General features: G+C 37.9%; 24 protein-coding genes. 4 read left to right on the forward strand and 20 right to left on the reverse strand.

All coding sequences use genetic code 11. The features are described 5' to 3' along the window. Positions 1-103 precede the first annotated feature (103 nt). From ftsZ to mraZ, 13 genes are all read right to left on the reverse strand, one after another. Positions 104-2,155 carry a cell division protein FtsZ gene (gene ftsZ / locus I6U50_RS01275; RefSeq protein ID WP_198637579.1) on the reverse strand — a complete coding sequence of 684 codons (2,052 nt, stop codon included), beginning with the start codon at positions 2,153-2,155 and terminating at the stop codon, positions 104-106. A gap of 121 nt (positions 2,156-2,276) precedes the next feature. Beyond that, a complete protein-coding gene (gene ftsA / locus I6U50_RS01280) occupies positions 2,277-3,644 on the reverse strand; it encodes a cell division protein FtsA (RefSeq protein WP_193710371.1) in 1,368 nt (455 codons plus the stop codon). Positions 3,645-3,647: 3 nt separating this feature from the next. After that, the gene (locus I6U50_RS01285) at positions 3,648-4,364 is read right to left on the reverse strand and encodes a cell division protein FtsQ/DivIB (RefSeq protein ID WP_193710370.1); all 717 of its coding nucleotides are present in this window, start codon (positions 4,362-4,364) and stop codon (positions 3,648-3,650) included. After that, on the reverse strand, positions 4,354-5,709 hold the full coding sequence (gene murC / locus I6U50_RS01290; protein WP_198637580.1) for a UDP-N-acetylmuramate--L-alanine ligase: 1,356 nt from the start codon (positions 5,707-5,709) through the stop codon (positions 4,354-4,356). The genes I6U50_RS01285 and murC overlap by 11 nt, the downstream gene beginning before the upstream one ends. Positions 5,710-5,733: 24 nt before the next feature. Next, positions 5,734-6,825 carry an undecaprenyldiphospho-muramoylpentapeptide beta-N-acetylglucosaminyltransferase gene (gene murG, locus I6U50_RS01295; RefSeq protein WP_198637581.1) on the reverse strand — a complete coding sequence of 364 codons (1,092 nt, stop codon included), beginning with the start codon at positions 6,823-6,825 and terminating at the stop codon, positions 5,734-5,736. A gap of 49 nt (positions 6,826-6,874) precedes the next feature. Beyond that, positions 6,875-8,083, reverse strand: coding sequence for an FtsW/RodA/SpoVE family cell cycle protein (locus I6U50_RS01300; protein WP_193710367.1), 1,209 nt, complete (start codon positions 8,081-8,083; stop codon positions 6,875-6,877). Positions 8,084-8,228: 145 nt separating this feature from the next. Then, a complete protein-coding gene (murD, locus tag I6U50_RS01305; RefSeq protein ID WP_317192006.1) occupies positions 8,229-9,596 on the reverse strand; it encodes a UDP-N-acetylmuramoyl-L-alanine--D-glutamate ligase in 1,368 nt (455 codons plus the stop codon). A 6-nt stretch (positions 9,597-9,602) separates the two neighbouring features. Further along, positions 9,603-10,841 carry a phospho-N-acetylmuramoyl-pentapeptide-transferase gene (gene mraY / locus I6U50_RS01310; RefSeq protein ID WP_198627476.1) on the reverse strand — a complete coding sequence of 413 codons (1,239 nt, stop codon included), beginning with the start codon at positions 10,839-10,841 and terminating at the stop codon, positions 9,603-9,605. A gap of 35 nt (positions 10,842-10,876) precedes the next feature. Further along, positions 10,877-12,343, reverse strand: a complete 1,467-nt coding sequence (locus I6U50_RS01315; protein ID WP_193710365.1) for a UDP-N-acetylmuramoyl-L-alanyl-D-glutamate--2,6-diaminopimelate ligase — start codon at positions 12,341-12,343, stop codon at positions 10,877-10,879. Then, entirely contained in the window at positions 12,340-14,331 is a 1,992-nt protein-coding gene (locus tag I6U50_RS01320; RefSeq protein WP_198637582.1) for a penicillin-binding protein, read from the reverse strand. The genes I6U50_RS01315 and I6U50_RS01320 overlap by 4 nt, the downstream gene beginning before the upstream one ends. Next, positions 14,332-14,649: an FtsL-like putative cell division protein gene (locus I6U50_RS01325; protein ID WP_193710363.1), complete on the reverse strand. Its 318-nt coding sequence runs from the start codon at positions 14,647-14,649 to the stop codon at positions 14,332-14,334. Between the two features lie 53 nt (positions 14,650-14,702). Continuing rightward, positions 14,703-15,599 carry a 16S rRNA (cytosine(1402)-N(4))-methyltransferase RsmH gene (gene rsmH / locus I6U50_RS01330; protein WP_198637583.1) on the reverse strand — a complete coding sequence of 299 codons (897 nt, stop codon included), beginning with the start codon at positions 15,597-15,599 and terminating at the stop codon, positions 14,703-14,705. Further along, on the reverse strand, positions 15,586-16,053 hold the full coding sequence (gene mraZ, locus I6U50_RS01335; RefSeq protein WP_198637584.1) for a division/cell wall cluster transcriptional repressor MraZ: 468 nt from the start codon (positions 16,051-16,053) through the stop codon (positions 15,586-15,588). Before mraZ ends, rsmH begins: the two co-directional genes overlap by 14 nt. Before the next feature lie 280 nt (positions 16,054-16,333). Here mraZ and I6U50_RS01340 point away from each other — a divergent pair, with 280 nt between their 5' ends. Together I6U50_RS01340 and yihA are read left to right on the forward strand one after the other, a co-directional pair. Beyond that, entirely contained in the window at positions 16,334-17,098 is a 765-nt protein-coding gene (locus I6U50_RS01340) for an alpha/beta fold hydrolase (protein ID WP_198637585.1), read from the forward strand. Positions 17,099-17,177: 79 nt separating this feature from the next. Continuing rightward, on the forward strand, positions 17,178-17,786 hold the full coding sequence (gene yihA / locus I6U50_RS01345) for a ribosome biogenesis GTP-binding protein YihA/YsxC (RefSeq protein WP_193710359.1): 609 nt from the start codon (positions 17,178-17,180) through the stop codon (positions 17,784-17,786). 4 nt (positions 17,787-17,790) lie between these two features. Here yihA and I6U50_RS01350 read toward each other — a convergent pair whose 3' ends face one another. From I6U50_RS01350 to gldB, 3 genes are all read right to left on the reverse strand, one after another. Next, positions 17,791-18,156, reverse strand: coding sequence for a GTPase (locus tag I6U50_RS01350; RefSeq protein WP_198637586.1), 366 nt, complete (start codon positions 18,154-18,156; stop codon positions 17,791-17,793). A 74-nt stretch (positions 18,157-18,230) separates the two neighbouring features. Continuing rightward, the gene (gene gldC / locus I6U50_RS01355; protein WP_198637587.1) at positions 18,231-18,569 is read right to left on the reverse strand and encodes a gliding motility protein GldC; all 339 of its coding nucleotides are present in this window, start codon (positions 18,567-18,569) and stop codon (positions 18,231-18,233) included. Next, positions 18,569-19,528 carry a gliding motility lipoprotein GldB gene (gene gldB, locus I6U50_RS01360; RefSeq protein ID WP_198637588.1) on the reverse strand — a complete coding sequence of 320 codons (960 nt, stop codon included), beginning with the start codon at positions 19,526-19,528 and terminating at the stop codon, positions 18,569-18,571. Before gldB ends, gldC begins: the two co-directional genes overlap by 1 nt. Positions 19,529-19,633: 105 nt before the next feature. On the opposite strand from gldB, the gene nadE reads away from it, so the two are divergent. Continuing rightward, positions 19,634-20,425: an NAD(+) synthase gene (gene nadE, locus I6U50_RS01365; RefSeq protein WP_198637589.1), complete on the forward strand. Its 792-nt coding sequence runs from the start codon at positions 19,634-19,636 to the stop codon at positions 20,423-20,425. Positions 20,426-20,539: 114 nt separating this feature from the next. Further along, positions 20,540-21,178 (forward strand): response regulator, encoded by a 639-nt coding sequence (locus I6U50_RS01370; RefSeq protein ID WP_193710354.1) that lies wholly within the window; start codon positions 20,540-20,542, stop codon positions 21,176-21,178. Here I6U50_RS01370 and dnaG read toward each other — a convergent pair. The 4 genes from dnaG to I6U50_RS01390 form a co-directional block, all read right to left on the reverse strand. Beyond that, positions 21,171-23,135 carry a DNA primase gene (gene dnaG / locus I6U50_RS01375; RefSeq protein ID WP_198637662.1) on the reverse strand — a complete coding sequence of 655 codons (1,965 nt, stop codon included), beginning with the start codon at positions 23,133-23,135 and terminating at the stop codon, positions 21,171-21,173. The two genes, I6U50_RS01370 and dnaG, sit on opposite strands and share 8 nt — an antisense overlap. A 212-nt stretch (positions 23,136-23,347) precedes the next feature. After that, the gene (locus I6U50_RS01380; protein WP_198637590.1) at positions 23,348-24,397 is read right to left on the reverse strand and encodes a hypothetical protein; all 1,050 of its coding nucleotides are present in this window, start codon (positions 24,395-24,397) and stop codon (positions 23,348-23,350) included. 57 nt (positions 24,398-24,454) lie between these two features. Further along, entirely contained in the window at positions 24,455-25,219 is a 765-nt protein-coding gene (locus tag I6U50_RS01385) for a hypothetical protein (RefSeq protein WP_198637591.1), read from the reverse strand. Continuing rightward, positions 25,206-25,766 carry an RNA polymerase sigma factor gene (locus I6U50_RS01390; protein WP_198637592.1) on the reverse strand — a complete coding sequence of 187 codons (561 nt, stop codon included), beginning with the start codon at positions 25,764-25,766 and terminating at the stop codon, positions 25,206-25,208. The genes I6U50_RS01385 and I6U50_RS01390 overlap by 14 nt, the downstream gene beginning before the upstream one ends. Positions 25,767-26,431: the final 665 nt, after the last annotated feature.

Raw genomic sequence — 26,431 nt, forward strand, 5'->3', positions numbered from 1 at the left:
GCAAACCTACAAGGCTTTAAAAGCTAGATTAGCGAGCAACAAAAAAGGTGCCCATTGCAAGGCACCTTTTTTTATGAACAGTAATATAAAATAAAGATTGGTGTTAGTCTACATTATCGTGTAAAAACGAGTTGTTTCTCCTAAAATAAAGATCGTCGTTATCGTTTTGGCCCAGGCTGGTCCTTGATAGCTTTCCTTCTCCTCTATCGCTTTTATCTAAATCTATTCCCTGTCTTTTATAGGCAGGTTGCTTTTCAATTTCTTCTATTTGAGCCGCATTATTTCTAAACTTATAATTAAACTCCTTCATTTTAGCCCTACGCTCGGCTGCACGTTCTATAAGCACCTCAGAAATAGGGTTGTTAAAAGGGTCTTCCTCTCCTTCACTTTCTTCGTGATTTCTTTCGGGGTTTTGAGGCTCTGGCTTTAAGGTTTTCTTTTCAAAAGCAATAGTCTCATCTTTTGGTTCTTTTCTCTTTTCGGCTCTGGGTTTTGAATTATCCAAAGATTGCTCAAAATCCATATAATCGTCAAGGCTATAACGCTTAACCCCACGAGTAGAACTCTCGGTTACAGGAACAACTTCTACAGGCTCGTTCACCTCTATATTCTTAGGCTCGTCATCTTCCAATTGATGCCTAATTTCCTGCCTTTTTTCCTGTTTTGGTTGTTGTGGCTGTTGTTGTTGCTGTGCCTGTTGCTCTGGTTGCTCGTTTTTTGGTTCTTCTTTCTTCTCCTGGTTTATAGGAAAATCGAACGTGAACATAAATTGATCTTCACTTTCAGTTTGAACTTCTTCGGGCTCATTTACATCCATCTCCTTTACTTCTTCTGAAGTATCGTTGATAATAAAATCGTTAGGATTTACTTCTTCATAAGAAACTTCCATATTTCTAGCAGAAGGTGGCGTTTGCAACAATTCGTCACGTTTATCCTTAATATTACCTAATTCATCTACCTCTTCTACACTATCATCTAAAGTATGAACAATAGGCTTCTCTGGCTCCTGTACTTTTGCCGCTTTTGGTTCTTCTGGAGCAGCTGCCTCTGTCTTCTGATTTAATTCTGGGTAAGAACGTGTTTTCTTCGGATTTAAATTCTGTTCCGCTTTTTGATCGTCCTCCAGGGTATGGATTATTTTTTTAGTCTCGGTATTTACAATTTCATTTTGCTGTTCTACATTAAAACCGGTAGCAATAATGGTAACCGAGATCGCTTCGTCTAAAGCTTCATCTTCGCCAACCCCCATAATAATATTGGCGCTATGGCCTGCTTCAGCCTGAATATGGTCGTTTATTTCTCCTATCTCATCAATAGTAATCTCCTCAGAACCCGAAACAATTAGCAGTAATACGTTTTGGGCACCGGTAATTTTATTATCGTTCAATAACGGAGAGTCCAGGGCTTTGCTAATAGCATCCTGAGCCCTGGTAGCACCTGTAGCCTGGGCAGAACCCATTATGGCAGTACCACTATTACTCAATACCGTTTTAGCATCCCTAAGGTCAATATTTTGGGTATAGTGATGTGTAATAACCTCAGCTATACCTCTGGAAGCGGTTGCCAAAACCTCATCGGCTTTAGAGAAACCGGCTTTAAAACCAAGATTCCCATAAACTTCCCGTAGCTTGTTATTATTAATTACGATTAAGGAATCTACATGGCTTCTTAAATTCTCTACACCAAGTTGCGCTTGTTCGTTTCTCATTTTCCCTTCAAATTGAAAAGGAATAGTCACGATTCCAACGGTGAGAATGCCCATGTCTTTCGCTTGTTTTGCAATAACAGGGGCAGCACCTGTACCGGTACCCCCGCCCATACCTGCGGTAATAAATACCATTTTGGTATTTACATCAAGCATTTGTTTAATTTCATCAAAACTTTCTACGGCTGCCTGTTCCCCAATATGTGGATTAGCCCCGGCTCCTAAACCTTCTGTTAGGCTAACACCTAATTGAATCTTATTAGGAACTGAGCTGTTCTCAAGGGCTTGCGCATCGGTGTTGCAAACCACAAAATCTACTCCTTTTATCCCTAACTGGAACATGTGGTTTATGGCATTGCTGCCTCCACCACCTACACCAATAACTTTAATGACGTTCGATTGATTCTTTGGCAAATCGAATGCAATGCTGTCGAATTCTGTACTGCTCATAAATTCTGTTTTACTGGTTCTATCTTTTACTCACTAAGTGAGATTTAATATGCTTCGACGCTTGTGCCGAAGTGTTTCTATAGTTATAATTACACACTTTTTCAGCTTTCCTGAAAGTGCCTTACTCTGCGTTATCTAAAAAATCTTTAAACTTCTCTGCCCATTTATCAAATATGCTCTTTTTGGGCGCTCTTTTTGGAGCTTCAGGGTCTTGCCTCAAATCGCCACTTTGTGGTGGATTTTGATCAAAATCTTCCTGTAGTTCTGCTTCTTCTTTTTCTCTTTCTTCTTTGCTCTTTAGCACTACTTCTTCCTGAAATTTCTTTTCACCGTGTTCCAGGCTATTCATTACCAGGCCAACCGCGGTGGCGTAAACAGGACTGGTAGTTTCAGTATCGTTATTTCCTGCCAAATGTTCGTTTGGATAACCAATTCTGGTATCCATTCCGGTTATATATTCGGCGAGTTGCTTAATATGTTGCAGCTGCGCACCACCTCCGGTTAAAACCATTCCGGCTATTAGTTTCTTCTTTTGTTCTTCGTGCCCGTAGTTTTTAATTTCGAGGTAAACCTGCTCAATAATCTCTACTACACGGGCATGAATTATTTTTGAAAGGTTCTTTAAGGTAATTTCCTTAGGTTCCCTTCCGCGTAATCCGGGGATAGAAACAATTTCGTTGTCTTTGTTTTCTCCCGGCCAGGCAGAGCCAAATTTTATTTTCAGCAATTCTGCCTGTTTCTCTATAATTGAACAGCCCTCTTTAATGTCTTCGGTAATCACATTTCCTCCAAAAGGAATTACCGCGGTATGTCTTATAATTCCATCTTTAAATATTGCTAAATCGGTGGTTCCTCCACCAATATCTATCAGTGCAACCCCGGCTTCTTTTTCTTCCTGGCTTAATACAGCATTAGCTGAAGCCAATGGCTCTAAAGTAACTGCCGAAAGTTCTAGACCGGCACTTTTTACACATCTTCCTATATTTCTAATAGAAGAAACCTGCCCCACTACCACATGGAAATTAGCTTCAAGCCTCCCACCATACATTCCAATAGGTTCCTTTATTTCTGCCTGCCCATCTACTTTGAACTCCTGGGGCAACACATGAATAATTTCTTCTCCCGGCAACATCACCAGTTTGTGCACCTGGTTACAAAGGCTATGAATATCGTCATTATCAATAACCTCTTCCGGATTCGTCCTGGTTATGTAATCGCTATGCTGCAAGCTTCTTATATGCTGTCCTGCAATTCCTACTACAACGTCGCTAATTTTTAATCCGGAATCTGCTTCAGCTTCCTGAATAGCCTGTTGTATAGATTGGATGGTTTGAGTAATATTGTTTACCACCCCACGGTGCACCCCAAGGCTTTTGGATTTCCCAATGCCTACGATTTCTACTTTACCATATTCGTTCTTACGCCCAATCATAGCCACAATCTTTGTGGTTCCTATGTCTAATCCTACGGCTATGTCGTTGTATTCCATAATTTATTTTTTAGTGCAAACAACCTGATCTTCAAATTGTAAATTCACTCTTTTGTAGGTATCTAATTTCTCGTCTTGTATAGCTTTTTTATAAAATGCCTTAAAGTTGTTGAATTTCAGTGCTATATTCTCGGCTTTGCCGAAATAAACCTTAAAGTCTAGTTTTCTCATTTGCAGCTCAAATTTATTACCGGACATACGCTTTATAGCGGTTACATGCTGCGTTAAAAAATCATCTTGTTGAATATAGGCTACCAACGGATATACTTTCTCTACAGCACCTGAATCTACACCTAACAGCAATGGAACCCGAGCTGAATAATATGGAGACAAAGGCATTTCACTTCCGTTTTCATCTAAATAATAGGTAGAATTTCCCACTATTCTTCCAATAGGCTTACGCTGAACTATCTTAGCTTGAAGTTTGCCGTCCAAACTAAGAAAAGCTTCAGCATTTTCTATCATATCATGATTGTTCAAAAGACGTTCTACCCTATTCAAATCTAAAGTTTCTTTATCTATGTCCGTCGCAGCTACATCATTTTGTATCAACAAGTTATTAACCGCTTCTTCAGTAACATAGAGGTTCTCTCCCCCTACAAATTGCACCTTTATTTCACTTATTTTTCTTGCATTATTACGCTTTTCAGCAAAGCTGAAAAGAAAAGCTACTAAAATCAGCAAAACAGGCAGTTTTATGTATCTAAGTTTATGCTTCATCTTGCAAGGCTTTTTTTACAGATTCCACTTCTTCTCCAATACTACCGGCACCCATAAGCACCACAACTTCAGGCTTAGACCTTTTTATTTCTGCAATAATATTTTCTTTCTGAATTAACTTCTTTGAATTGCTATTTACCTTTTCCAGGAGCCAGGCTGAAGTAACCCCTTCAATTGGTAATTCCCTGGCCGGATAAATATCCAACAGGAATAACTCATCAAACAGGGCCAGACTTTCCGCAAAATCTTCTGCAAAATCTTTTGTCCTGCTAAACAAATGTGGTTGAAAAACCGCCAGGACCTTCTTTCCCGGATGCATTTCCCGCACTGCCTGGTTTACCGCAGCAATCTCTGCCGGATGGTGTGCATAATCGTCTATAAGCACCAGGTTATCTGACTTAATTTTATAGGAAAATCTACGTTTAACCCCCTTAAAACTATATAACGCCCCGGTTAGCCTGGGGATTGGGGATCCATACTGGATAGCCATTGCCAGGGCGGTTATAGCATTTAGCAAATTGTGTTTGCCGGGTAGATTAAACATAAAGTCTTTAATAACTTCGTTGGGAGTTTTTAAATCAAAATGATAGCTCCCGTTTTTAATCTTTATATTTTGTGCCGAATAATCGGAATTATCTTCTATTCCAAAAGTTTTCCCCGCTATTGCCAATCCGTTTTTCACGAATAAAGTGCCATTTTCGGGAACCAGTTTAGCAAATTGCCTAAAGGTATCTTCCAATTCTTCTTTGCTACCATAAATATCCAAATGATCGGCATCCATAGCGGTTATGGCAGCAATATTTGGCGAAAGGTGAAGAAATGAACGGTCAAATTCATCGGCTTCAACTACAACAACCTCATCTCCCTTAAGAATTAAATTACTTTGAATATCTTCACTAATACCGCCCAGAAACCCGGTAACTTTTGCCCCGGTTTCCTTAAGCAAATGACCTAAAATTGCAGTAGTAGTGGTTTTTCCATGAGTTCCCGCTACAGCCAAAGTTGTTTTTCCTTTTGAAATCAAACCAAGCAAAGCAGCCCTTTTCTTCAGTAGGAATTCATTTTCTTTGAAATAAACCAGTTGTTTATGTGCCGCAGGAACAGCCGGAGTATAAACCACCAGGGTATTTTCTTTGTTTTTAAATTCAACAGGGATAGCCTTTAAATCATCATCGTAAACCACAACAACACCTTCGGCTTCCATAGTTCTGGTTAGCGAAGTTGAAGTTTTATCATAACCGGCCACATTCTTACCAAGGGATTTAAAGTAACGCGCCAACGCACTCATCCCGATACCCCCGATACCGATAAAATAAATGTTTTGTATGTGGTTTAGAGCCTGCATTCTATTTTAAATCAAACGTCATTTTTATTTAATCAATTTTTCTATTTCGTCTACAATCCTGGCGGTTGCATTTGGCAAAGCCAGTTTTTTAATATTTTCACCTAGCTTTCTTTGCTTCTCTTCAGAAGCCATGAAACCAAAAAATACCGTTTCAAACTTTTCATCCAATTCATTTTCCTTCAACATCAAAGCGGCATTCTTCTTTACTACCGCCTGTGCATTTTTGGCCTGATGGTCTTCGGCTACATTAGGTGAAGGAATAAAAAGTACCGGTTTCCCAACAATACTTAATTCGGACACTGTCCCGGCACCTGCCCTGGAGATAATTACATCGGCAGCGCCATAGGCCAGGTTCATATTATTTAAAAACATATGCGTTTGCACCAAACCTGAATCATACTTTTTATATTCTTCAAAATATAGCTTGCCCGTTTGCCAGATTAACTGAATATTCTCCTTTTTAAATCTTTCTAAATTGGCTTCCACCAATTGGTTTATTCTTCTTGCACCCAGACTTCCGCCTAGCACCAACACTACTTTTTTATTGCTTTCAAGTTCAAAATGTTTTAGTGCCTTTTCCCTATTTGCATCAATCTTCAATAAATCCTGCCTTACAGGATTACCGGTAATTATGGTTTTTTCAGCAGGAAAAAATCGTTTCACTTCTTCATAAGCAGCACAAATTTTATCTACTTGTTTTGCCAAAAGTTTATTGGTTATTCCGGGAAACGAATTCTGTTCCTGAATAATACTTGGAATCCCTTTAGAGCTTGCTACTTTTAAAAGAGGGCCACTGGCAAAACCACCGGTTCCAATCACCACATTGGGCTTAAACTCCTTTATTATTCTTCTGGATTTAGCCAAACTGCTTAGCAACTTAAAAGGAAACATCAAATTACTCATCGTTAACTTTCGCTGAATACCACTAATCCAAAGACCTTCTATTTTGTAACCTGCTTGCGGCACCTTTTCCATCTCCATCCTGTCACTTGCACCTACAAACAATATTTCTGTTTCAGGATAACGTGTTTTTATCTCGTTGGCAATAGCTATAGCCGGGTAAATATGCCCGCCTGTGCCACCTCCAGATAATATTACACGTAAATCCTTTTTCATTTTTTATACCTCTATATCTAAACCTCTTTTTTCCTAAAGCCTATTAGCTCTATATCGCCTCACTTAAAATGTCTAACGGGTTTTCTTCATCTACATCCGTTCCAGCTTCTTCCTGCTCTTTTATTTCTTCACGTTTGGCGCTAACACTTAAAATAATTCCAAGTGCCATACATGTCATCCAAATAGAGGTTCCTCCACTACTAATTAGCGGTAGTGTTTGTCCCGTAACAGGAAACAACTCTACGGCAACCCCCATATTTATTAATGCCTGAAAGATAATGGGCAAACCCACCCCCATAACCAGCAACTTACCAAACACTGTATTGGCTTTAGTTGCAACAATTACAATTCTAAAAAGCAATAATAGATAGGCACCCATAACTCCAAATGCCCCAATTAACCCCATTTCCTCAACAATAATCGCATAGATAAAATCTGATGAAGATTGCGGTAAAAAATTTCTCTGTACACTTTTTCCAATTCCCGTTCCGGCAATACCTCCACTGGCAATGGCAATCTTTGCTTTTTCTATTTGATAATCTGCTTCTGTATCTTTATCATCAGAAAAATTCTCAATTCTACTGGCCCAGGTATCTACCCTATTAGGCAAAAGTCCCGGAAATGCTTTCGCTGTTAAAACAAACATCGTTAACAAAAGCAAACCGGCGGCGACTATAATTCCAAGGTATTTTACCGGATACCCACCTAAAAACATGAGTACCAAAACCATAGAGAAAATAATAGCTGTTGTAGAGAAATTGGCCGGCAAAATTAATAATAATACCAGTCCTACGGGCACCCAAAGTGGTAAAATTGACTCTTTAAAACTAAGATTATCATTTGTTTTTTTCGATAGGTAGCGAGCCACATAGATCATTAAAACTACAGAGGCTAAGGTAGACGACTGAAATGAAACACCTAAGCCCGGAATTTGAATCCACCTACTAGCATAAGCACCATCTATGATAGTTCCCTGAGCTATGGTATAAATAAGAAGTACAACCACAACGGGTAAAAATAATATTGATAGCCCACGGAAATAATGATAGGGAATTTTATGCACCGCAAAAAGCAAACAAAACCCTAAAAGCAAATGGAAGAAATGCACTACCACATATTGGAAAGTACTTCCATCTCCATATAAATACGCAAGATTACTACTGGCACTGTAGACCGGCAAAAACGAAAATATTGCCAACAGTCCGGCCGTAGCCCAGATAACCTTATCGCCTTTAAGATTTGAAAAAATGTTGCTCATTTAATTTTTTAATTTCTCTTTTACTCAGTCAAACTTTTTAACGTCATCCTGAACTTGATTCAGGATCTAACATCTTAGTATCGAAACATGCTAGAAGCTGAAACAAGTTCAGCTTGACGAAAGCCTGGCTCTAAAATCTTTAATTTTAAAGATCTCTAACTGCCTCTTTAAACTGCCTTCCCCTATCTTCGTAATTCTCAAAAAGATCAAAACTGGCACAGGCTGGCGATAGCAATACCGAATTTCCTTTTTCAGCAAGGCTATAGGCCATTCTTACGGCTTCTTTCATCGACTGTGTTTCCACTATGGTATCTACACAATTTCCAAAGTTTTGCATTAATTTTTGATTGTCTACTCCCAGGCAGATAATAGCTTTCACCTTTTCGTTCACAAGAGGCAAAAGATCGTCGTAAACATTTCCTTTGTCCACACCACCTACAATCCAAATGGTTTCGCTTTCCATACTTTCGAGGGCGTAAAAAGTAGCGTTCACATTGGTTGCCTTAGAGTCATTAATGTACTGTACATTATTAATTTTCAGCACTTTTTCAAGTCGGTGTTCCACCCCCTGAAAACTCTCCATACTCTCTCTAATGGTTTCTTTTCTAATTCTTAAAAGCTGGGAAACAGTGGCCGCGGCCATAGCATTTTTGGTATTGTGTTTACCCTGCAAACCTAATTTTGTTGTTGGCATGTTAAATTGGTTGTTTTTTATATTGACAATAATATTTTGGTTCTCTATATATGAGCCGTTTTCTACTTTTTGTTGAAGGGAAAACGGTAATTCTTGTGCTTTCACCGGGTTCTTTTCTAACCAACCGGTAATAATTTCATCGTCTAAATCGTAGATAAAGAAATCTTCATCGGTTTGATTTTCGGAGATTCTAAATTTTGAGAATACATAGTTCTCAAGCTTGTACTCGTATCTATCTAAATGATCTGGCGTAATGTTAGTAAGTACCGAAATATCTGGCCTAAAATCCTTAATTCCGTCTAATTGAAAGCTGCTTAATTCCAATACAAACCATTCGGGATTGGTTTCGGCCACTTGTTTGGCAAAACTGTCACCAACATTCCCGGCCATTCCCACTTTTATGCCCGCATTTTTCAAAATATGATGCACAAATTTGGTGGTGGTGGTTTTTCCATTACTTCCCGTAATTCCAATAATTTTAGCTGAAGTAAAGGCCGCAGCAAACTCTATTTCTGAAATTACCGGAATACCTTTCTCCCTTAATTGCGTTACCATTGGTACGGTTTCAGGAATTCCAGGACTCTTCATCACTACCTCTGCGTTTAAAATTTTAGCTTCGGTATGTTTTTCTTCTTCCCAATCGATCTTTAGTTCATTAAAAACCGACTTATATTTTTCTTTTATTTTTCCTTTATCTGAAACAAAAACCTCAAAACCTTCTTTCACTCCAAGAATAGCCGTTCCTGCACCGCTTTCGCCGCCGCCAAGAATCACCAGTCTTTTACCGGAATTAGGAGTATTTTGAGTTATAGGTTTCACTATTTCTTATCTTACTTTTAATGTTATTATAGATACAATGGCCAGGAAAATTCCAATAATCCAGAAACGCACCACTATTTTACTTTCGTGATATCCTTTTTTCTGATAATGGTGGTGTAAGGGAGACATCAGGAAAATTCTTCGACCCTCTCCAAATTTTCGCTTGGTAATTTTAAACCAGGCTACCTGTAATACTACCGACAGGTTTTCCATTAAAAAGATTCCGCATAAAACAGGAATCAATAATTCTTTTCGGGTTGCCACAGCCAGCACAGCTATAATTCCGCCAATGGTCAAGCTCCCGGTATCCCCCATAAAAACCTGGGCCGGATAGGTATTGTACCATAGGAAGCCGACCAGAGCTCCAGCAAAAGCACTTATAAATATGGTCATCTCACCCGATCTGGGGATGTACATAATGTTCAAATAATCAGAAAAAATAATGTTTCCTGAAACCCAGGCAAAAATCCCCAGGGTGAGCACAATTATTGCCGAAGAACCGGCAGCAAGACCGTCTATTCCATCGGTTAAATTAGCACCATTAGAAACCGCCGTTACAATAAATATCACGATGGGTATAAATATTAACCAGGCATAGTTCTTTAAGGCAGGATCTATCCAACTTATCAAGCTGGAATAATCGAATTCATTATTTTTTACAAAAGGAATAGTAGTGGTTGTAGTTTTAAGTTCAGGCCCCATTTCCCTAATATTTTGAAAACTATCTACCAGCTCCTGCTGTTGCGGTGCAGGTTTATTGGCTTCCTCCTTTACGGTAACGCCAGGATGAAAGTACAAAGTACTACCAACAATAATTCCCAAACCTACCTGCCCCAATACTTTAAACTTACCCTGCAGGCCTTCTTTATCCTTTTTAAAGGTTTTAATATAATCGTCTATAAATCCTATTGCCCCCATCCAAAGGGTTGTAACAATTAATAGGATTACATAAATATTTTCAAGTTTAGCAAATAGTAAAACCGGAACAAGAGTTGCGAAAATTATAATCAAACCACCCATTGTAGGGGTGCCCGCTTTTTCACTTTGCCCACGTAAACCCAAATCACGAACGCTCTCCCCAACTTGTTTAGCTAGCAAATAACCAATAATTCTCTTCCCGTAAATGGTAGAAATTGCCAAAGAAAGAATAATGGCCATGGCAGATCTAAACGTAATATATTCAAACAGCCGCGCCCCGGGCACCTGGTATTCTGCTTCTAGATATTGAAATAAGTAGTATAACATATTTTTTTATTACTCGTTCCCTGTAAATTTTGGGCTTACTTATTTAGCTGTTTTAAAAATTCGGTTACAATCTTAAGATCATCAAAATCTTTGCGCTCTCCATTTACCTCCTGGTAGGTCTCGTGACCCTTTCCCGCAATTAGGATGATATCATTTTCTCCTGCCATTTGGCAAGCGGTTTTAATAGCCTGTTTCCTATTGGTTACCGCCATTATTTTCTTGAAGTTCTGAGGTTCTACCCCGGCCTCAACCTCTTCAATAATCTTATCGGGGTCTTCCGTTCTTGGGTTATCGCTGGTAAAAACCACTTTCGTGCTTAAAGCCGAAGCAATATGCCCCATTTTTGGCCTTTTAGTGGTATCACGATCTCCCCCGCATCCCACTACAGTTATAAGCTCCTCATTTTTTGTACGAATGCTATTAATAGTTTCCAGTACATTTTTTAAAGCATCTGGAGTATGGGCATAATCTACTATTGCCGTAATCTTTTCTTTTTCTGAAATGATATATTGAAATCTGCCGTTAACAGCGTCTAACTCACTTATAATCTTAAGAGTTTCCAGATTTTCAAGGCCCAGAAGTTCGGCAGTAGCATAAATAGCCAAAACATTATAAGCGTTAAAGCTTCCAATTAAGCGCGACCATAATTCCTGATCGTTCACTTTTAGCAATAATCCGGTAAAGGAATTTTCCAGGATTTGCGCTTTATAATCGGCGTAAGATTTTAGGGCGTAGGTATATTTTTGTGCTTTTGTATTTTGCAGCATTACCTGCCCGTTTTTATCGTCTACATTTGTTAAGGCAAATGCAGAAGCCGGCAATTCATCAAAAAAACGCTTTTTCACATCGCGGTATTCTGCAAAACTCTTGTGATAGTCTAAATGATCGTGGCTTAAATTTGTAAAAATACCTCCGGCAAATTCTAAAGCTGTTGTTCTATGCTGATCTATCCCATGGGAACTCACTTCCATAAAGCAAAACTCAACACCTTCATCATTCATTTGCTTTAGATAGTCGTTTATAGTTATAGAGTCTGGCGTGGTCCTTACCGCATCAAAAGCTTTTTCGGCCACCATAACGTTTACAGTAGAAAGCAAACCAACTTTAAAGCCTGCTTTAGTAAACAAATTATATAAAAGTGTAGCAATGGTGGTCTTCCCATTTGTTCCTGTAACACCTACCAGTTTTAATTTTTCTGAAGGGTTATCGTAATAATTGGCTGCCATAAAAGCTAAAGCTTCCTGGGAATCTTCAACCTTAACATAGGTAACTCCGTTTACAATTTGCTTCGGAAATTCTTCACAAATCACAGCAAGCGCTCCATTTTCTATTGCCTGCCCTATATACTTATGCCCATCGGACACACTTCCGCGAATAGCCACAAAAGCATCATTAAAGGCTACTTTTCTAGAATCGAATTGCAGGCTATTAACAGTTACTGAAGTATTTCCTACCACAGCATCAATTTCTACTTTATATAATATGTCTTTTAAGACTCTCAACTTATATTTAGTTTTACTTGTTGGTTAGTTTCTATTTTTTGTCCGGCTGATATAGACTGAGACCTCACTTTTCCCGTCCCATTAAAATTCACTTTTAGCCCAAGGTTCTCTAAAAGAGAAACAGCATCCATAGCCGGCATCCCCGTAACATCTGGCATTACCGGTTTTTCATTTTCAAAACTTGTATAGTAAGCTTCAAAATCGTCTATCACCTTATTATTCTTCACTTCAAGAGAAGGCAGGGTATCCATAACAGGAGTATCGGTATAAATTTTTTGGGCTATTTGTTTAAATACAGGGCCTGCCACTATATTTCCATAATAACCTATTCTTCTATTTGGTTTATGAATAATCACAATACAGGAATATTTAGGATCTTCAGCAGGGAAATATCCGGCAAAAGAAGAAATATACCTCCCCGGCTCTATCCAGTACTCTACCTGGCAGGTACCTGTTTTTCCCGCCATAGAAAAGTTGGGGGTATAAATATTTGTAGCAGTACCTTTCTCTACGGTATGCTTCATTATTTTTTGAAGTTTTTTAGCGGTTTCAGGCGAACAAATCCTTGGATTCATAACCTCTCGCTCTACCTTTAAAATACTTTTATCCCATTCTTTTACTTCTTTTATAAATCTGGGTTTTACCATTTCCCCATTATTGGCTATGGCATTGTAAAAGTTGAGAGTTTGTAGAGGTGTTAAAGAAACCCCGTACCCAAATGCCATCCATGGCAAGCTCAATCCATTCCAACTTTTATCATCAGGGTGTGGTATTCTTGGAGAACCCTCTCCCTTTATATCCAGGCCTATTTTCTCATTAAGCCCCATATCATATAGACGTTCAACGAATTTAGCGGGGTTATTTTTATATCCCTCGGTAATCATTTTAGTAAAAGCAGTATTTGAGGAAACCTCAAATGCCCTTGCTGCCGAAATCTTCCCATAACCTCCACGACGGGAATCCCTTACCGGTCTTCCGTAATATCTTACCACACCCTTTTCAGTATCTATAATCGAACTTGTATCTATTACATTATCTTCTAAAGCGGCGGTAAGCGCCATTAACTTAAAGGTAGAACCCGGCTCGTGAGATTCGTAGACCGCATAGTTTCGCTTCTCAAAATAAGTTCCCTCTTCGGTACGCCCAAGATTAGACATTGCTTTGATCTCTCCGGTTTTGGTTTCCATCACCACAACGGTACCATGATCGGCTTCAAAGTGCTCCAATTGTTTTAGTAAAGCGTGATGGGCAATATCCTGAATATTCACATCTATGGTTGAGACTACATCATAACCATCTTTTGGCTCTACTTCGTTATTATCACTAATAGGCTTCCACTGGCCTTTCGCAATTTTTTGCTTTAACCTACGACCATCGGTACCCCTTAAATAAGAGCTAAAAGCACCTTCCAGCCCCACACGGGTAAAATAGCCGTTTTCGTCCTGGCGCTCATAACCTACCGTTCTTTCCCCCATTTTTCCCAGAGGATGCTCCCTAACCGTTCTTTGCTCTACAATAATCCCACCTCTGTAAGCCCCCAGGTTAAACATAGGAAAGCTCTTTACTTTCATATATTCTGAATATCCAAGGTTTTTTGCAATTGGTAAATAGCGCTGCCCATTAGCCCTTGCCTGCCTTAAACGCTGCGACCAATAAGCGGCAGATTTACCGAACATTTCGCTAAGATTATTAGACAGGGAAACAATATTTTCCTGAAAATTTTTATCTGACACAGTTACCGCATCAAACCTTATATCGTATTTTGGAACTGAAGTTGCCAAAAGATTTCCATTGGTATCATAAAGATTTCCGCGGCTGGCAGGAATTTTAAAGCTTTTAACAGTACGTTCTTCGGCAAGATTTCGGTAATAATCCCCTTCCACAAACTGAATATCGAGTAGTTTCACCCCTACGCCAATAGCAAAAATGAACATACAGGCCGCAACCACGTACAATCTATTTAATATGCCTTTTTCTGATGTAGCCATTTACTCCTTTATATTCACTTTAATTTTATAAGGCGGATTTTCGGAAGGAACAATTCCGCGATCTTTCATTTTTTGAGTAATTGTAGATTCCATTTTTATACGCATTAAAGCCGACCGGCGATCTACAAATTCACTTTTCAACTCCCTTACTTCTGTATGAAGTTTAGCTATTTTATGCACTTTACGTTCCGCACTATGAGAGCTTGCTATCATAATAATGGCAAGCAGCGTACAAAAGACTATAAAGCGCCAGTTATTCACAGCATCCCTACTAATAAGAAAATTAGCACGTAGTAAGTTGTAAAAACCTTCTCTCATTCCTTTCTAAATTTCAATCTCCCTTCTCAAAATTCGTTATAAGCCTACAAAACCTATAACTTCTTTGCTATTCTCAACTTAGCACTTCTAGCTCTATTGTTTTCTTTAATTTCTTCATCAGAAGGCACTATAAGCCCCCCAACCTTTTTAAAAGGAACCGAAATATTTCCATAGAAATCTTTTTCAGGCTCGCCCTCAAACAATCCACTTCTTATATACCTTTTCACCAATCTATCTTCTAACGAGTGATAAGAAATAAGGCTAATCCTCCCATTTTTTACCACCAGGTCTTCGGTTTGCTTTAAAAAGTCTTTTAAAACCTCAATTTCCTGGTTTACCTCAATTCGAATTGCCTGATATATTTGCGCCAGAATTTTATTCTCCTTTCCTTTAAACAAATGCGGTTTCAGCAAATTATTTAGCTCTTCGCTACTTTCTATAGGTTTTTCCTTTCTTGCCTCCACAATAAGCCTTGCCAGTTTTGGCGCATTTTTTAAGTCGGCATACTCATAAAACAGTTTTTTGAGCTGTTCTTCTTCATATTCATTAATCACCTCAAAAGCACTAAGCTTACTTCCCTGGTTCATACGCATATCCAAACGCGCATCAAAACGAGTAGAAAAACCTCTTTCTGCTTCATTAAATTGATGCGATGAAACACCAAAGTCACCTAAAATTCCATCAACTTTTTTAACCCCATAAAATCTCAAAAAACGTTTTATATATTTAAAATTCTCATGAATTAGCGTAAAACGTGAATCTTCAATAGTGTTTTGCAAAGCATCTTTATCCTGGTCAAAAGCAAAAAGCTTCCCATTAGCCCCGAGCCTACTTAAAATCTCCCTGGAATGGCCACCTCCACCAAACGTAACATCCACATACACACCATCCTCCTTAATATTAAGGCCGTCTACAGATTCTTTTAATAAAACCGGATTATGATATTGCATCTAAATCGTCATTTCCCATTACTTCTTCAGCGAGTTCAGCGAAATCACCTGAAGCCTCATCAATGGTGTTTTCATATTTATCTTTATCCCAGATCTCTACAATATTCACAGCAGAGGATAACACGATCTCCTTACTGATACCAGCAAAACCTACGAGGTCTTTAGGTATTAAAAGCCTACCATTAGCATCTACTTCCACCATCTTTACCCCAGCAGTAAACCTTCTTATAAAATCGTTATTCTTCTTTTTAAAGCGGTTTAAACCATTAATTTTCTGCATTAGAACATTCCACTCCTGCATAGGATACAACTCTAAACAAGGCTGAAAAACCGAACGTTTTAGCACAAAACCCTCCTGCAACATAGGCGCAAGCTGCTTTTTTAATGCTGAAGGAACCATTAATCGGCCCTTGGCATCTGCTTTACATTCGTATGTTCCAATGAGATTTACCACTTATATACTTTACAAAGTCAAATATATTGAAAAAATTACCACATTTTACCACTTTCTACCACTTTGTTAATAAGTTTATCAACTGTATTTAGCTGAAACACTATCAAGTAGACCTATTCATTTAGGTTTCAGAGGCTTGGTTTTTATTGCACTTTTCTTGTTAAATATTTTAAAAAAGATGATAAAAATGCATTTCCTAAATGACTTTGGTATTTCTTAAAAATGATTATACTTGTAATGAAATCGCTATATTTGCGATTGCGAAACGCAAAGCCAATCAATGAAAAATAATGTAAGGCAAGAGGGAAAGTTTACGTACCTGGAGCAAGGAGAGGGAACCCCGATAGTTATTTTACACGGACTTATGGGTGGTTTAAGTAATTTTGATGGGGTTACCGAATATTTTCCAAAGCATGGTTATAAAGTTGTTATCCCAGAACTTCCTTTATATTCCATGTCCCTACTTAAGACCAGCGTAGGCACTTTTGCTAAATTTTTAAAAGAATTTATAGATTTTAAAGGTTACGATAAAGTTATACTTCTAGGCAACTCGCTTGGTGGACATATTGCTTTATTGGCTACTAAATTATACCCAGAAATTGTTAAGGCCCTTGTAATAACAGGAAGCTCGGGACTTTACGAAAATTCTATGGGCGAGAGTTATCCGCGTCGTGGGGATTATGAATTTATCAAGAAAAAAGCACAGGATGTTTTTTACGACCCTGAAGTTGCCACCAAAGAAGTAGTAGATGAAGTTTACGAAACCGTAAGCGATCGGAATAAACTGGTAAAAACCCTGGCCATAGCCAAAAGCGCCATAAGGCACAATATGGCTAAAGATTTACCAAAAATGAAAACCCCTACCTGTATTATTTGGGGAAAAGACGATCATGTAACCCCACCTGAAGTAGCTGAAGACTTTCAGCGTTTACTTCCGGATGCCGATTTATTTTGGGTAGATAAATGTGGCCATGCCGCCATGATGGAACATCCCATATTGTTTAATGAGCTACTTCATGACTGGTTACGAAATCGAAATTTCTAAGTCATACAATTTATAAAGTTTTAGGTTTAAGGCTGCCAATACCAATATTAAACAAGATCATTTTTCAAAAAGAATTACAATGAAAATCAATTCGGCCGAATTTGTGGTAAGCAATACACGTGTAGATAAATGCCCGGATAGCAAGCTTCCGGAATACGCTTTTATTGGCCGTAGTAATGTGGGAAAGTCTTCTTTAATAAATATGCTTACAGGTAGAAAAGCACTTGCAAAAACCTCGGCCAAGCCTGGAAAAACACAACTTATCAACCATTTTTTAATCAATAAAGAGTGGCATTTGGTAGATTTACCGGGTTATGGGTATGCGAAGGTTTCTAAATCTACAAAGCGTACTTTTCAAAAATTTATCACTGCATATTTTGATAAACGCAAGCAATTAATTTGCGCTTTTGTACTTATAGACAGTAGGCACGATCCGCAGCCTATAGATATGGAATTTATGCAATGGCTTGGCGAACACCAGGTTCCATTTTGTATTATTTTCACAAAAGCCGATAAGCTAAAGCCAAAGGTTCTTGAGAAAAACATCAACAATTACCAGGAAAAGATGCTGGAAATATGGGAGGAAATGCCAGAGTTTTTTATAAGCTCGGCAACTGCCAAACTGGGACAGGAAGAAATTCTGGAATATATCGATTCTATAAATAATGAATTAAAGGCTAATAATTAGGCTCCTAAAATTTAAGCCGATCTTCAATTATCGCTATCAGCTCTTCAGCTGAATAAACTTGTTCCAATTCTTCTGTAGTCACAAAAACTCCCATTTCACCTTCATCTTCCCATAAAATTATTGGAAAAGTATATTTGTAACCAAACTTTGAAGCATATTGCTTTTGAAATTCGTCTAAATGAAGAAATTTCATCCCCACTTCTGAAGCCTGCCTGTATTTTCTCCATTGTGGATTTTCCGAAAAAACACCGTGTGTTACTTTACAAAAGTTACATGCAGAAGATTTGGGACTTACCATTTTATACAGCGCATCCAGAACAGCATTATGTGTTCCGGAAAACGCGTTATATACAAAAATAAGTTTCTCCACTCGATAAGCAGGATTTAATGCTTAGTGTCGCTTTACCCACAATATAAATATTGTTTAAACCGGGTTTAGACTAATTACTTTTGGGTAATTTCTAATTTCTCGGCAAAATAATCGCAAAAATCTTTCATAGTCGCAGTCATTTTCTCGTCTTGTGTAGCACGGTTAAACGTATCGCTCATAGAAACAAGGGTTTGATGAAAAAATTTCTTCATTTCATCTACCGGCATATCTTTGGTCCAAAGATCTATCCTCAAGGTCTCCTGCGCTTTACTATCCCATACAGAGAGCATTAAAGCCTTAGCCTCTTCTTTATAAACATTTCCATCTTCGGCACTCCAGCTAATCTCTTCCGGTACACGATTCTCATCGGTAACCACCTCTATATTTATTTCTGACTTTTTATATGCTGACATTACTTTCTTGGTTTAAAATTCGCTTTATTAAATATTGTTTCGGCATCTGTTTCAATCATTTCCTGTAAAGATGCGTTGGCTTTTTCCATATAACTTCTTACAATTTGCCAGCCTATATATTGCCCCAGCTTTGCCGGAGAATCGGCATCTAATTGTAGATAAAACTTTGAAAAAGGTGCTGGATACAAAAACCGTGAATACAATTCGGAATCGGTATCAAAAAGCAACTCATTTTCTACATAATACCGCCATATTTGCGCCTCATTATTTTTCGCCCAGGTATGTTCATCTTCAGTATAGCCTATTTTTTCTGCATCAGTTACTTCAGAAATAAACTTATCTTTTAAGTATAAAAGCTTCCCGTAGTACACCATATGCGCTAGAAAAGTTCTTGACCTGGGTCTTTTTACATATTTTTGGGCATATGCGTTGGCAACATCCGGAAGTATTTGTTCCTTCTTAAAATTCTTCTTTAAAAATTCCTGAATTCCAATATAAAAATGATGGTCTTTCCCTAAATACGTATCCAGGGAAATGAATAAATAATTCTCCTGAAGAATTACTTTATTTTTATAGTCAACTTCAGAAGTCACTGTAAACACTTTTGGTGCTTTAAATTTTGGAAAATAATACTTAACATGCTGAAAAAGACTGTGGAGTTCTGCTTTTTTATTTTTAAAAGAAGGAAAAGCTTCACCAACTTCTTTATTTATTTCCTGCTGAATAGTATCGTTCAATTTTGCTATCCAAACACTATCTGAAAATTGCCGCGGAAACAAAAAAGGATATTCCTGTTTTAAATCCATAAGTTTTTCGGGATCGGCTTCAGCAAACTTTTTATCAAACCTTACCACTTCAAAATCTACCGGCACCTTCGCAATCTCTTTTTCAATTCTGCTTTCCTCATTACAGGAAACGAAGGCGAACATACAACATAAAAAAATTATTTTTCTAATCATAAGGATTCTTTATGAAGGCTTTAACGCCGTGGCCTTTTAATAATTATGTTTAAATGGTAGATTTGTGTGCAAAGGTATTATTTACAAATTTAATCACCCAAAATTATGCAAGCTGAAAAAGTGGTAAACCACATAGTTAACTGGTTAAAAGATTACGCTACCAATGCCGGAATGCATGGTTTTGTAATTGGTATTAGCGGGGGCATTGACTCTGCTGTAACTTCAGCGCTTTGTGCCAAAACCGGTTTGCGTACGCTTTGTATTGAAATGCCTATTCACCAGCATAAAAATCAGGTAACCAGGGCGCAACAACATATTAGCTGGTTAAAAACCCACTATGCCAACGTGAGCAACCTGGAAGTTAACCTAAGCTCGGTATTCGAGAATTTTAAACAGGTTGTCCCGGAGGTTGAAGCTTCTGAAACATTAGAACTTAGCCTGGCAAATACCAGGGCAAGATTAAGAATGTCTACACTCTATTATTTTGCAGGTTTGCATAGCTATCTTGTAGCAGGAACGGGAAACAAAGTAGAAGATTTTGGAGTAGGATTTTATACCAAGTACGGAGACGGAGGTGTAGACCTAAGCCCCATTGCCGACCTTATGAAGACAGAGGTCTATGAAATCGCAAAGTTTTTAGGAGTGATCCAGGAAATTATAGAAGCACTACCTACCGATGGCTTATATGGAGACAGCCGTAGCGACGAAGATCAAATTGGCGCCTCTTACCCAGAATTGGAATGGGCCATGAAAGCAGCAGAAGAAGGGAAATCGGCTGAAGATTTTGATGGGCGAAAACGGGAGGTTTTTACAATTTATCAAAGAAGACATCGCGCTAACTCCCACAAAATGAATCCAATACCCATCTGCAACATTCCCATTAGTCTTAAAAAATAATCACTTTATCGAATAATGTGCTCATAAAACGGAATCAAGAATAAATTCTGTTAAATTTAATAGTATAAATGCGCTTGCCCTACCCGGGCGTATTTTTTAAGCAAATTTAATATTATGAGCACAGTATTAATTGCAGATCATCATCCTGTGGTGCATCAGGGGATTCGGTATATTTTAAGAAACAATCCGGCTCTTGAAGTTGTGGGTAATGTTCATAGCGGAATGGAATTATATGGTTTTTTAAGCGAGCGCCAACCCGATGTTTTGATTATTGAAATAGACCTTCCCGAAATTAATGGCATAAATGCTCTTCGTACCATAAAAACTGACTATACCAAAGTGAAAATGCTTGTTTTTACCGGGCATCCTGAAGAGGTTTATGCATTAAGTGCTATTAAAGCGGGAGCAGCAGGTTATATCTCTAAAATGGCAAAACCCGATGAACTTGAAAAAGCCATTTACCAGGTAGCAAGAGGCGGCATTTACCTCAACAAAAAAATTACCGATAAGCTGAATGCAGGTATATCGCCCGGAAGAAATTTAATTGCAAAATTTAAGAAACTTTCCACTAGAGAATCTGAAGTTTTAAATCTTATCTCTGCCGGCAAACGAAATAAAGATATCGCGGAAGCCCTTTCCATAAACGAAAAAACAGTAAGTACTTATAAAACCAGATTGCTAAAAAAATTACAGGTAGATAATGTGGCAGATCTTATTACACGTTCGCGCCTATTACAAATAAACACTACATAACGCGGTTCAGTTTTTCTGAAAGCACTTTCTTTAAAGTCAAATAATCCTTTACATCTTCTAATATATGCTCGGTTTGTTGCTCTTCGGATGGAGTTTTCACCTTTTCGGAAAGCTCGTTAATTTTTTGATTTATTAAAAACCTGCGTAAAGAAAGAATGGTTTCGCTAACGTGTCTTGAAATAGTTTCAGTTTTTGCTTTTACAAAAATATTTTGCCTTTCCCATTCGTGCAACTTGTATTGCTCTTCTTCCATTAAAATTGAAGTGATCTCTGAAGCCTGATCGGGGTCTATATCATTGATAAAATTCCTGACCTCAAATTTTTCTTCACTGTTTAGCCGGGCAATCAATTGGGTATAAATATCCCTGAATTTAGGATTGGCAAAAGCAATTTCATCTTCCTGCAAATCCAGGAATATCTTCTCAAACACCCTGGTTTTCTGTATTTCCTTTTCCAGGCCAAACTCCCCATCTTCTTTTTCTTTTAGCACCAGGTCTTCAAACTCTTCTTCTACAGTACCATATTGCAATAAAAGACTAATAATCTTTTTCTCAAGTTCATATTGTTCGTCTACACGGGAAGTTTTAGGTTGCGCCTCTTCTTTTACTACATCAAAAGATTTTTTCTGTTGCTTTTGCTGCGGAGAAGTTCTTCCGCTTTTTGCATTTAATTGTGCAAGGCTGGAAAACAATACGTTTTCAGAAATATCCATTATTCTTGAACATTCCTGTAAATAAACTTCCTGTTGAATAGTATCTGGAATTTTAGAAATACTACTCACAATATCCCTTATTAATGCTGCCTTTTTAACCGGATCTTTCTTTGCTTCTTCCATAAGCAAAGACGCCTTATAGCTAATAAAATCACGGGCATTCTCCTGCAGATATTCAGCTAAAGCTTCCTCTGAATTATTTTTCGCAAAACTATCGGGATCTTCTCCCTCCGGAAAAGTACAAACCCTAACATTCATTCCCTGTTCAAGGATTAAGTCTATTCCTCGAAGCGAAGCTCTTATCCCGGCGGCATCGCCATCAAACAGCACGGTAATATTTTTAGTTAGCCTGTTAATTAACCTTATTTGCTCTGGTGTTAAAGCAGTTCCTGAAGACGACACCACATTCTCAATCCCACTTTGGTGAAACTGAATCACATCGGTATAACCTTCAACCAGAAAGCAGTTGTCTTCTTTAGCAATGGCCTGTTTGGCAAAATTTATACCATATAAAACCTTACTCTTATGGTAAATATCACTTTCGGGTGAATTGAGATATTTGGCAGCTTTTTTTTCACTGCTAAGAATTCTCCCCCCAAACCCTAACACCCGACCAGACATAGAGTGAATTGGAAACATAACTCTTCCTTTAAAGCGGTCAAATTGCTTTTCACCCTTTACAATAGTAAGGCCTGTTTTTTCAAGGTACTCCAGTTTATAAGCTTCGGCGAGGGCTTCTTTGGTAAAATCGTCCCATTCGTCTAACGAATAACCCAGCTCAAATTTTTTGATCGTTTCTAAAGTAAAGCCCCGTTCTTTAAAGTAGCTTAACCCAATAGCTTTTCCTAAATCGGTTTTATGTAGATTTTTCTGAAAATGTTTATTGGCAAATTCTGAAACCAGGTACATACTTTCCCGCTCATCGGCTTGCTGTTTTTGCTCGTCGCTTTGCTGGGTTTCCTCGATCTCAATCCCATATTTTTTGGCTAGGTATTTTATGGCTTCAGGATAGGTAAAATGCTCATGCTCCATTAAAAAGGCCACCACATTCCCTCCTTTTCCACTAGAGAAATCCTTCCAGATTTGTTTTACCGGTGAGACCATAAAACTAGGCGTACGCTCATCACTAAACGGACTCAAACCTTTAAAGTTTGAACCCGATTTTTTAAGCTGAACAAAATCACCAATAACCTCCTCTACCCGGGCGGTTTCAAATACGTTATCTATGGTAGTTTTTGAGATCAAAACGGTCTTATTTAAACCTTTAGAGAGGTTGCTTAAAAAGTTTAGGTTCGTCAAGCTGAACTTGTTTCAGCTTCTAATATGATTTGATTATCAATATCTTATATCTCCGAATGAATTTAGGAGCAAGCTCTGAAATAAATTCAGAATGACGATTTTAAAAACTTTTCAGACTCCCACTTTCTTCGGAGGACAAAATTACAATTTAAAATTGGCTAATCAACATCAAACCTAAGTCCTAAAGAAAAATTGTGTAATTCCCGGTTGGGATCCTGAAATATAGGGTTTAGATCGTATTTTCCATAGAGTGTGGCACCACCCCAGCCCAGGTAAGCACTTACACCATAGACTAAATCATTGGTGTTATAATTATTCTTTAGTTTCTCTTTTACCTTATCGCCATCTTCCTTAAACTTTAGTTTTTGACGTTCCCCAATATTAAACCCGGCATAGCCACCAAAACCAATCTTTAGCATTTTATAAGTTGAAAAATGCAATCTACTTTCGGTTTCTGTTCTCTTAGAGGGGCCTATTTCAAAATGGACAGGAACTACCAGGTTATCCATTCTAAATTTAGATTTATCCAGGTCCAGTGAGAATTCCTGCAAATAGGTTTGGTCTCCGTCTTCTACAAAAATACGGTTATCGGTAGGCTTTAAACCGTTGAATTGAAATGAAAGTCCGTAGCGAAATCGCAACCAGTTGGTTTCCTTAAAAACCCGCGTTTTCCAGGCCCAACCAATTTCGAAAAAACGGCTTCCTGCCAATTTAAAATCTGAATCATTTAAAGACTGCCCTTCTTCTAAAGCATTATTAAATCCGGCGGCCACTACCAAATCACTGGTGGTACGTTTATCGTATTTTTTAGTATTTATATTAATATCAACAGCTTTTCCCTTACTTCCAAAAGCAATATAACTTCCAGAAGAATCGGCATTTCTATCCCTTAATTCCATTTCGTTTTCTAAAATGGCAATTTTGTTCTCAATATTTTTAGCGTGCTTTTCAGCTAATTCCTTCTTTTTCTTTTCGGCCGCTTCTTGAGTGATTATACCGTTTTCCAACTGCTCGTTAACAATTTCTATTTGGTATTTGAGCTTTTCTTTCTCTTCGGTTACAATTTTGGCCTTTTCTTTTTCAAAAAACTCTTTTGCTCTTTCTTCTGAAGAAAGCTCTACTGCTTTTGGCGCTTCTTCCTGGGCATTAACTTGTTGTAAACCTAAGCTGAACAACGAAAATGACACGTAAAAAATAATTGTTTTCATGATAATTGATTTAATAGTTTGATGAATGACCCCTTTGTGGGAATTTTTAGATGGTTATTAATAATTTCTATTGGCAACCGCCGTTTTTGCCTTGAGATAACCTTCTTTTAAGACCTCAAAGACTTTGGCTTTAAAAGACTGGTATATCTCATCTTCTACTTCGGCTAAAAGTGCATTCGCATTAATAGTGTTGGTAGAAGTATATGATTTTAAATTCCTTTCTCTACTTAATTCTGATGCCGCTTCTGCCAATAACACGTCAACTTCATCCTCAGAAATTTTATCATTTTTAGCGGCTTCAGCAATTACTTCTTCAAGTTTAGATTGAAATTTTTTTTCTTCAGAAATTGGCGGTTCCAGGCTTATTTCTTCCAACACAACTAGTTCTTCAACAGCGATTTCTTTTGAAACTGGATTTTTGAAAGAATTTTCGTTTTTTACTATAGCTTCAGTTTTATTGGCAACTCTATTTCCTACCGCTTTTTTAACTGAACTCTCTTCCTTTTTTTTGTTTTCTTCAGAAGCTATACTGGAATTTTGTTCTTGTGTAAATTCTTGTTTTACTTCCGGTTTTTGAATATTCTCATTTATCGGTTCCTCTACAATTTGAGGAGTATCTGAAACTTCCCCGTTCCAAAGAAAAGTACCGGCAACCAATAAAACGGCAACTGCCGCGGCAATATATTTCCAAACTGCCCGGGAATTTCCATCCTTTTTGGCATCTAACTTTGCCTCCAGCTTCTCCCAACTTTGAGCAGAAGGAGTAATTTGCCTTTTTTCCAGTTTCTCCCTTACTGATTTTTCGAATTTATTTGATTCCATAATCCGATGTGTTTTGTGTTTTTAACTGTTCCTGCAACATTTTTCTCGCCTTAGATAATTGCGACTTTGAAGTTCCTTCGGTAACCTTCAACATTTTTGCAATTTCAGCGTGTTTATATCCTTCTACCGCATACAATACAAAAACCATCCTATAGCCTTCGGGTAAATTGTCTATACGGTTTTGAATATGTGCAACATTAAGTTCTGTATTCATTTCAGCATAAAAACCAGGATCGGCAATTTCTTCATCACTAAAAACAATTTTCTTTTGTGACCGAAGAAAAGAAATTGACTCCCGAACCATTATTTTACGTATCCAGCCTTCAAAACTTCCTTTAGATTCAAAATCTTTAAGATGGGTAAATACTTTAAGAAATCCGTTAAGCATCACTTCTTCGGCGTGATGTATATCTTTAACATATTGCCGGCAAATACTTAGCATTTTTCCCGAATGCAACTCATATAATTGGCGCTGCGCCTTACGGTCTTTTTTAGCCGCGCGTTTTATTAGTTGAGATTCGCTCTTAAAAAGTTGAATTACTTTCACCCGATTTCTTAATTAAAAAGGCCTTCTATCTATATAGACGCAGGAAAGTTACAAAAGGTTGCCTGTACCCTCTGATATTTTTTTGATGATTCTTATTTCCATGCGTTTTAATGAGAACAAAGGCTCTGCGATAATCTATTGTTTTGGGTTTGTTGTTTGAGGTTTGGGGTTTGACTTTTGACCTTGCCTGAATATGGTTGCCTTTTTTAGGTTTATTGCAAGGACGAAGCATGCGGCAATCTGTCGTTAATTTGTTGGAGCGATTGAAAAATCGGGATCGAAATGCCGGCTGACCTGCTTTTGAAATTGCGGGACCTACTACAAATCTGCCTAAATAAACAAATGGCGCAAGAGTTTTGAAAAACGATAATCCTGACATATTAGAGCAAAGTTTACAGCTTAAAAAAAGCTGCCCGCAATACACGAATATTATTTATGATTCGTGGATTCGTGGCTTTTTTGGTTTTACCTAATAAAAACTACGACTGTCAAATTGTTATAATTTGAATCACTAATGCCCGGTAAAAACTTTTAAGACCTCTATTTATCTAGATTAGAGGATCATTTTATGCTTTTTTTACAATTTTGGAACCTCCTATTTTCTTGGAAATTAATGCTTTTACCAAATACACGAAATCACTTAACAGTGGTTATCAGTCAGTTAC

It is taken from the genome of Salegentibacter maritimus (assembly GCF_016236975.1).
Classification (GTDB): Bacteria; Bacteroidota; Bacteroidia; order Flavobacteriales; family Flavobacteriaceae; genus Salegentibacter; species Salegentibacter maritimus.

Excerpts from the sequence above, each read along its gene's own strand:
- ftsZ (WP_198637579.1), bottom strand. The coding sequence starts at position 2,155 with ATGAGCAGTACAGAATTCGACAGCATTGCATTCGATTTGCCAAAGAAT.
- ftsA (WP_193710371.1), bottom strand. The coding sequence starts at position 3,644 with ATGGAATACAACGACATAGCCGTAGGATTAGACATAGGAACCACAAAG.
- I6U50_RS01285 (WP_193710370.1), bottom strand. The coding sequence starts at position 4,364 with ATGAAGCATAAACTTAGATACATAAAACTGCCTGTTTTGCTGATTTTA.
- murC (WP_198637580.1), bottom strand. The coding sequence starts at position 5,709 with ATGCAGGCTCTAAACCACATACAAAACATTTATTTTATCGGTATCGGG.
- murG (WP_198637581.1), bottom strand. The coding sequence starts at position 6,825 with ATGAAAAAGGATTTACGTGTAATATTATCTGGAGGTGGCACAGGCGGG.
- I6U50_RS01300 (WP_193710367.1), bottom strand. The coding sequence starts at position 8,083 with ATGAGCAACATTTTTTCAAATCTTAAAGGCGATAAGGTTATCTGGGCT.
- mraY (WP_198627476.1), bottom strand. The coding sequence starts at position 10,841 with ATGTTATACTACTTATTTCAATATCTAGAAGCAGAATACCAGGTGCCC.
- I6U50_RS01320 (WP_198637582.1), bottom strand. The coding sequence starts at position 14,331 with ATGGCTACATCAGAAAAAGGCATATTAAATAGATTGTACGTGGTTGCG.
- I6U50_RS01325 (WP_193710363.1), bottom strand. The coding sequence starts at position 14,649 with ATGAGAGAAGGTTTTTACAACTTACTACGTGCTAATTTTCTTATTAGT.
- rsmH (WP_198637583.1), bottom strand. The coding sequence starts at position 15,599 with ATGCAATATCATAATCCGGTTTTATTAAAAGAATCTGTAGACGGCCTT.
- I6U50_RS01340 (WP_198637585.1), top strand. The coding sequence starts at position 16,334 with ATGAAAAATAATGTAAGGCAAGAGGGAAAGTTTACGTACCTGGAGCAA.
- yihA (WP_193710359.1), top strand. The coding sequence starts at position 17,178 with ATGAAAATCAATTCGGCCGAATTTGTGGTAAGCAATACACGTGTAGAT.
- gldC (WP_198637587.1), bottom strand. The coding sequence starts at position 18,569 with ATGTCAGCATATAAAAAGTCAGAAATAAATATAGAGGTGGTTACCGAT.
- gldB (WP_198637588.1), bottom strand. The coding sequence starts at position 19,528 with ATGATTAGAAAAATAATTTTTTTATGTTGTATGTTCGCCTTCGTTTCC.
- nadE (WP_198637589.1), top strand. The coding sequence starts at position 19,634 with ATGCAAGCTGAAAAAGTGGTAAACCACATAGTTAACTGGTTAAAAGAT.
- I6U50_RS01370 (WP_193710354.1), top strand. The coding sequence starts at position 20,540 with ATGAGCACAGTATTAATTGCAGATCATCATCCTGTGGTGCATCAGGGG.
- I6U50_RS01380 (WP_198637590.1), bottom strand. The coding sequence starts at position 24,397 with ATGAAAACAATTATTTTTTACGTGTCATTTTCGTTGTTCAGCTTAGGT.
- I6U50_RS01385 (WP_198637591.1), bottom strand. The coding sequence starts at position 25,219 with ATGGAATCAAATAAATTCGAAAAATCAGTAAGGGAGAAACTGGAAAAA.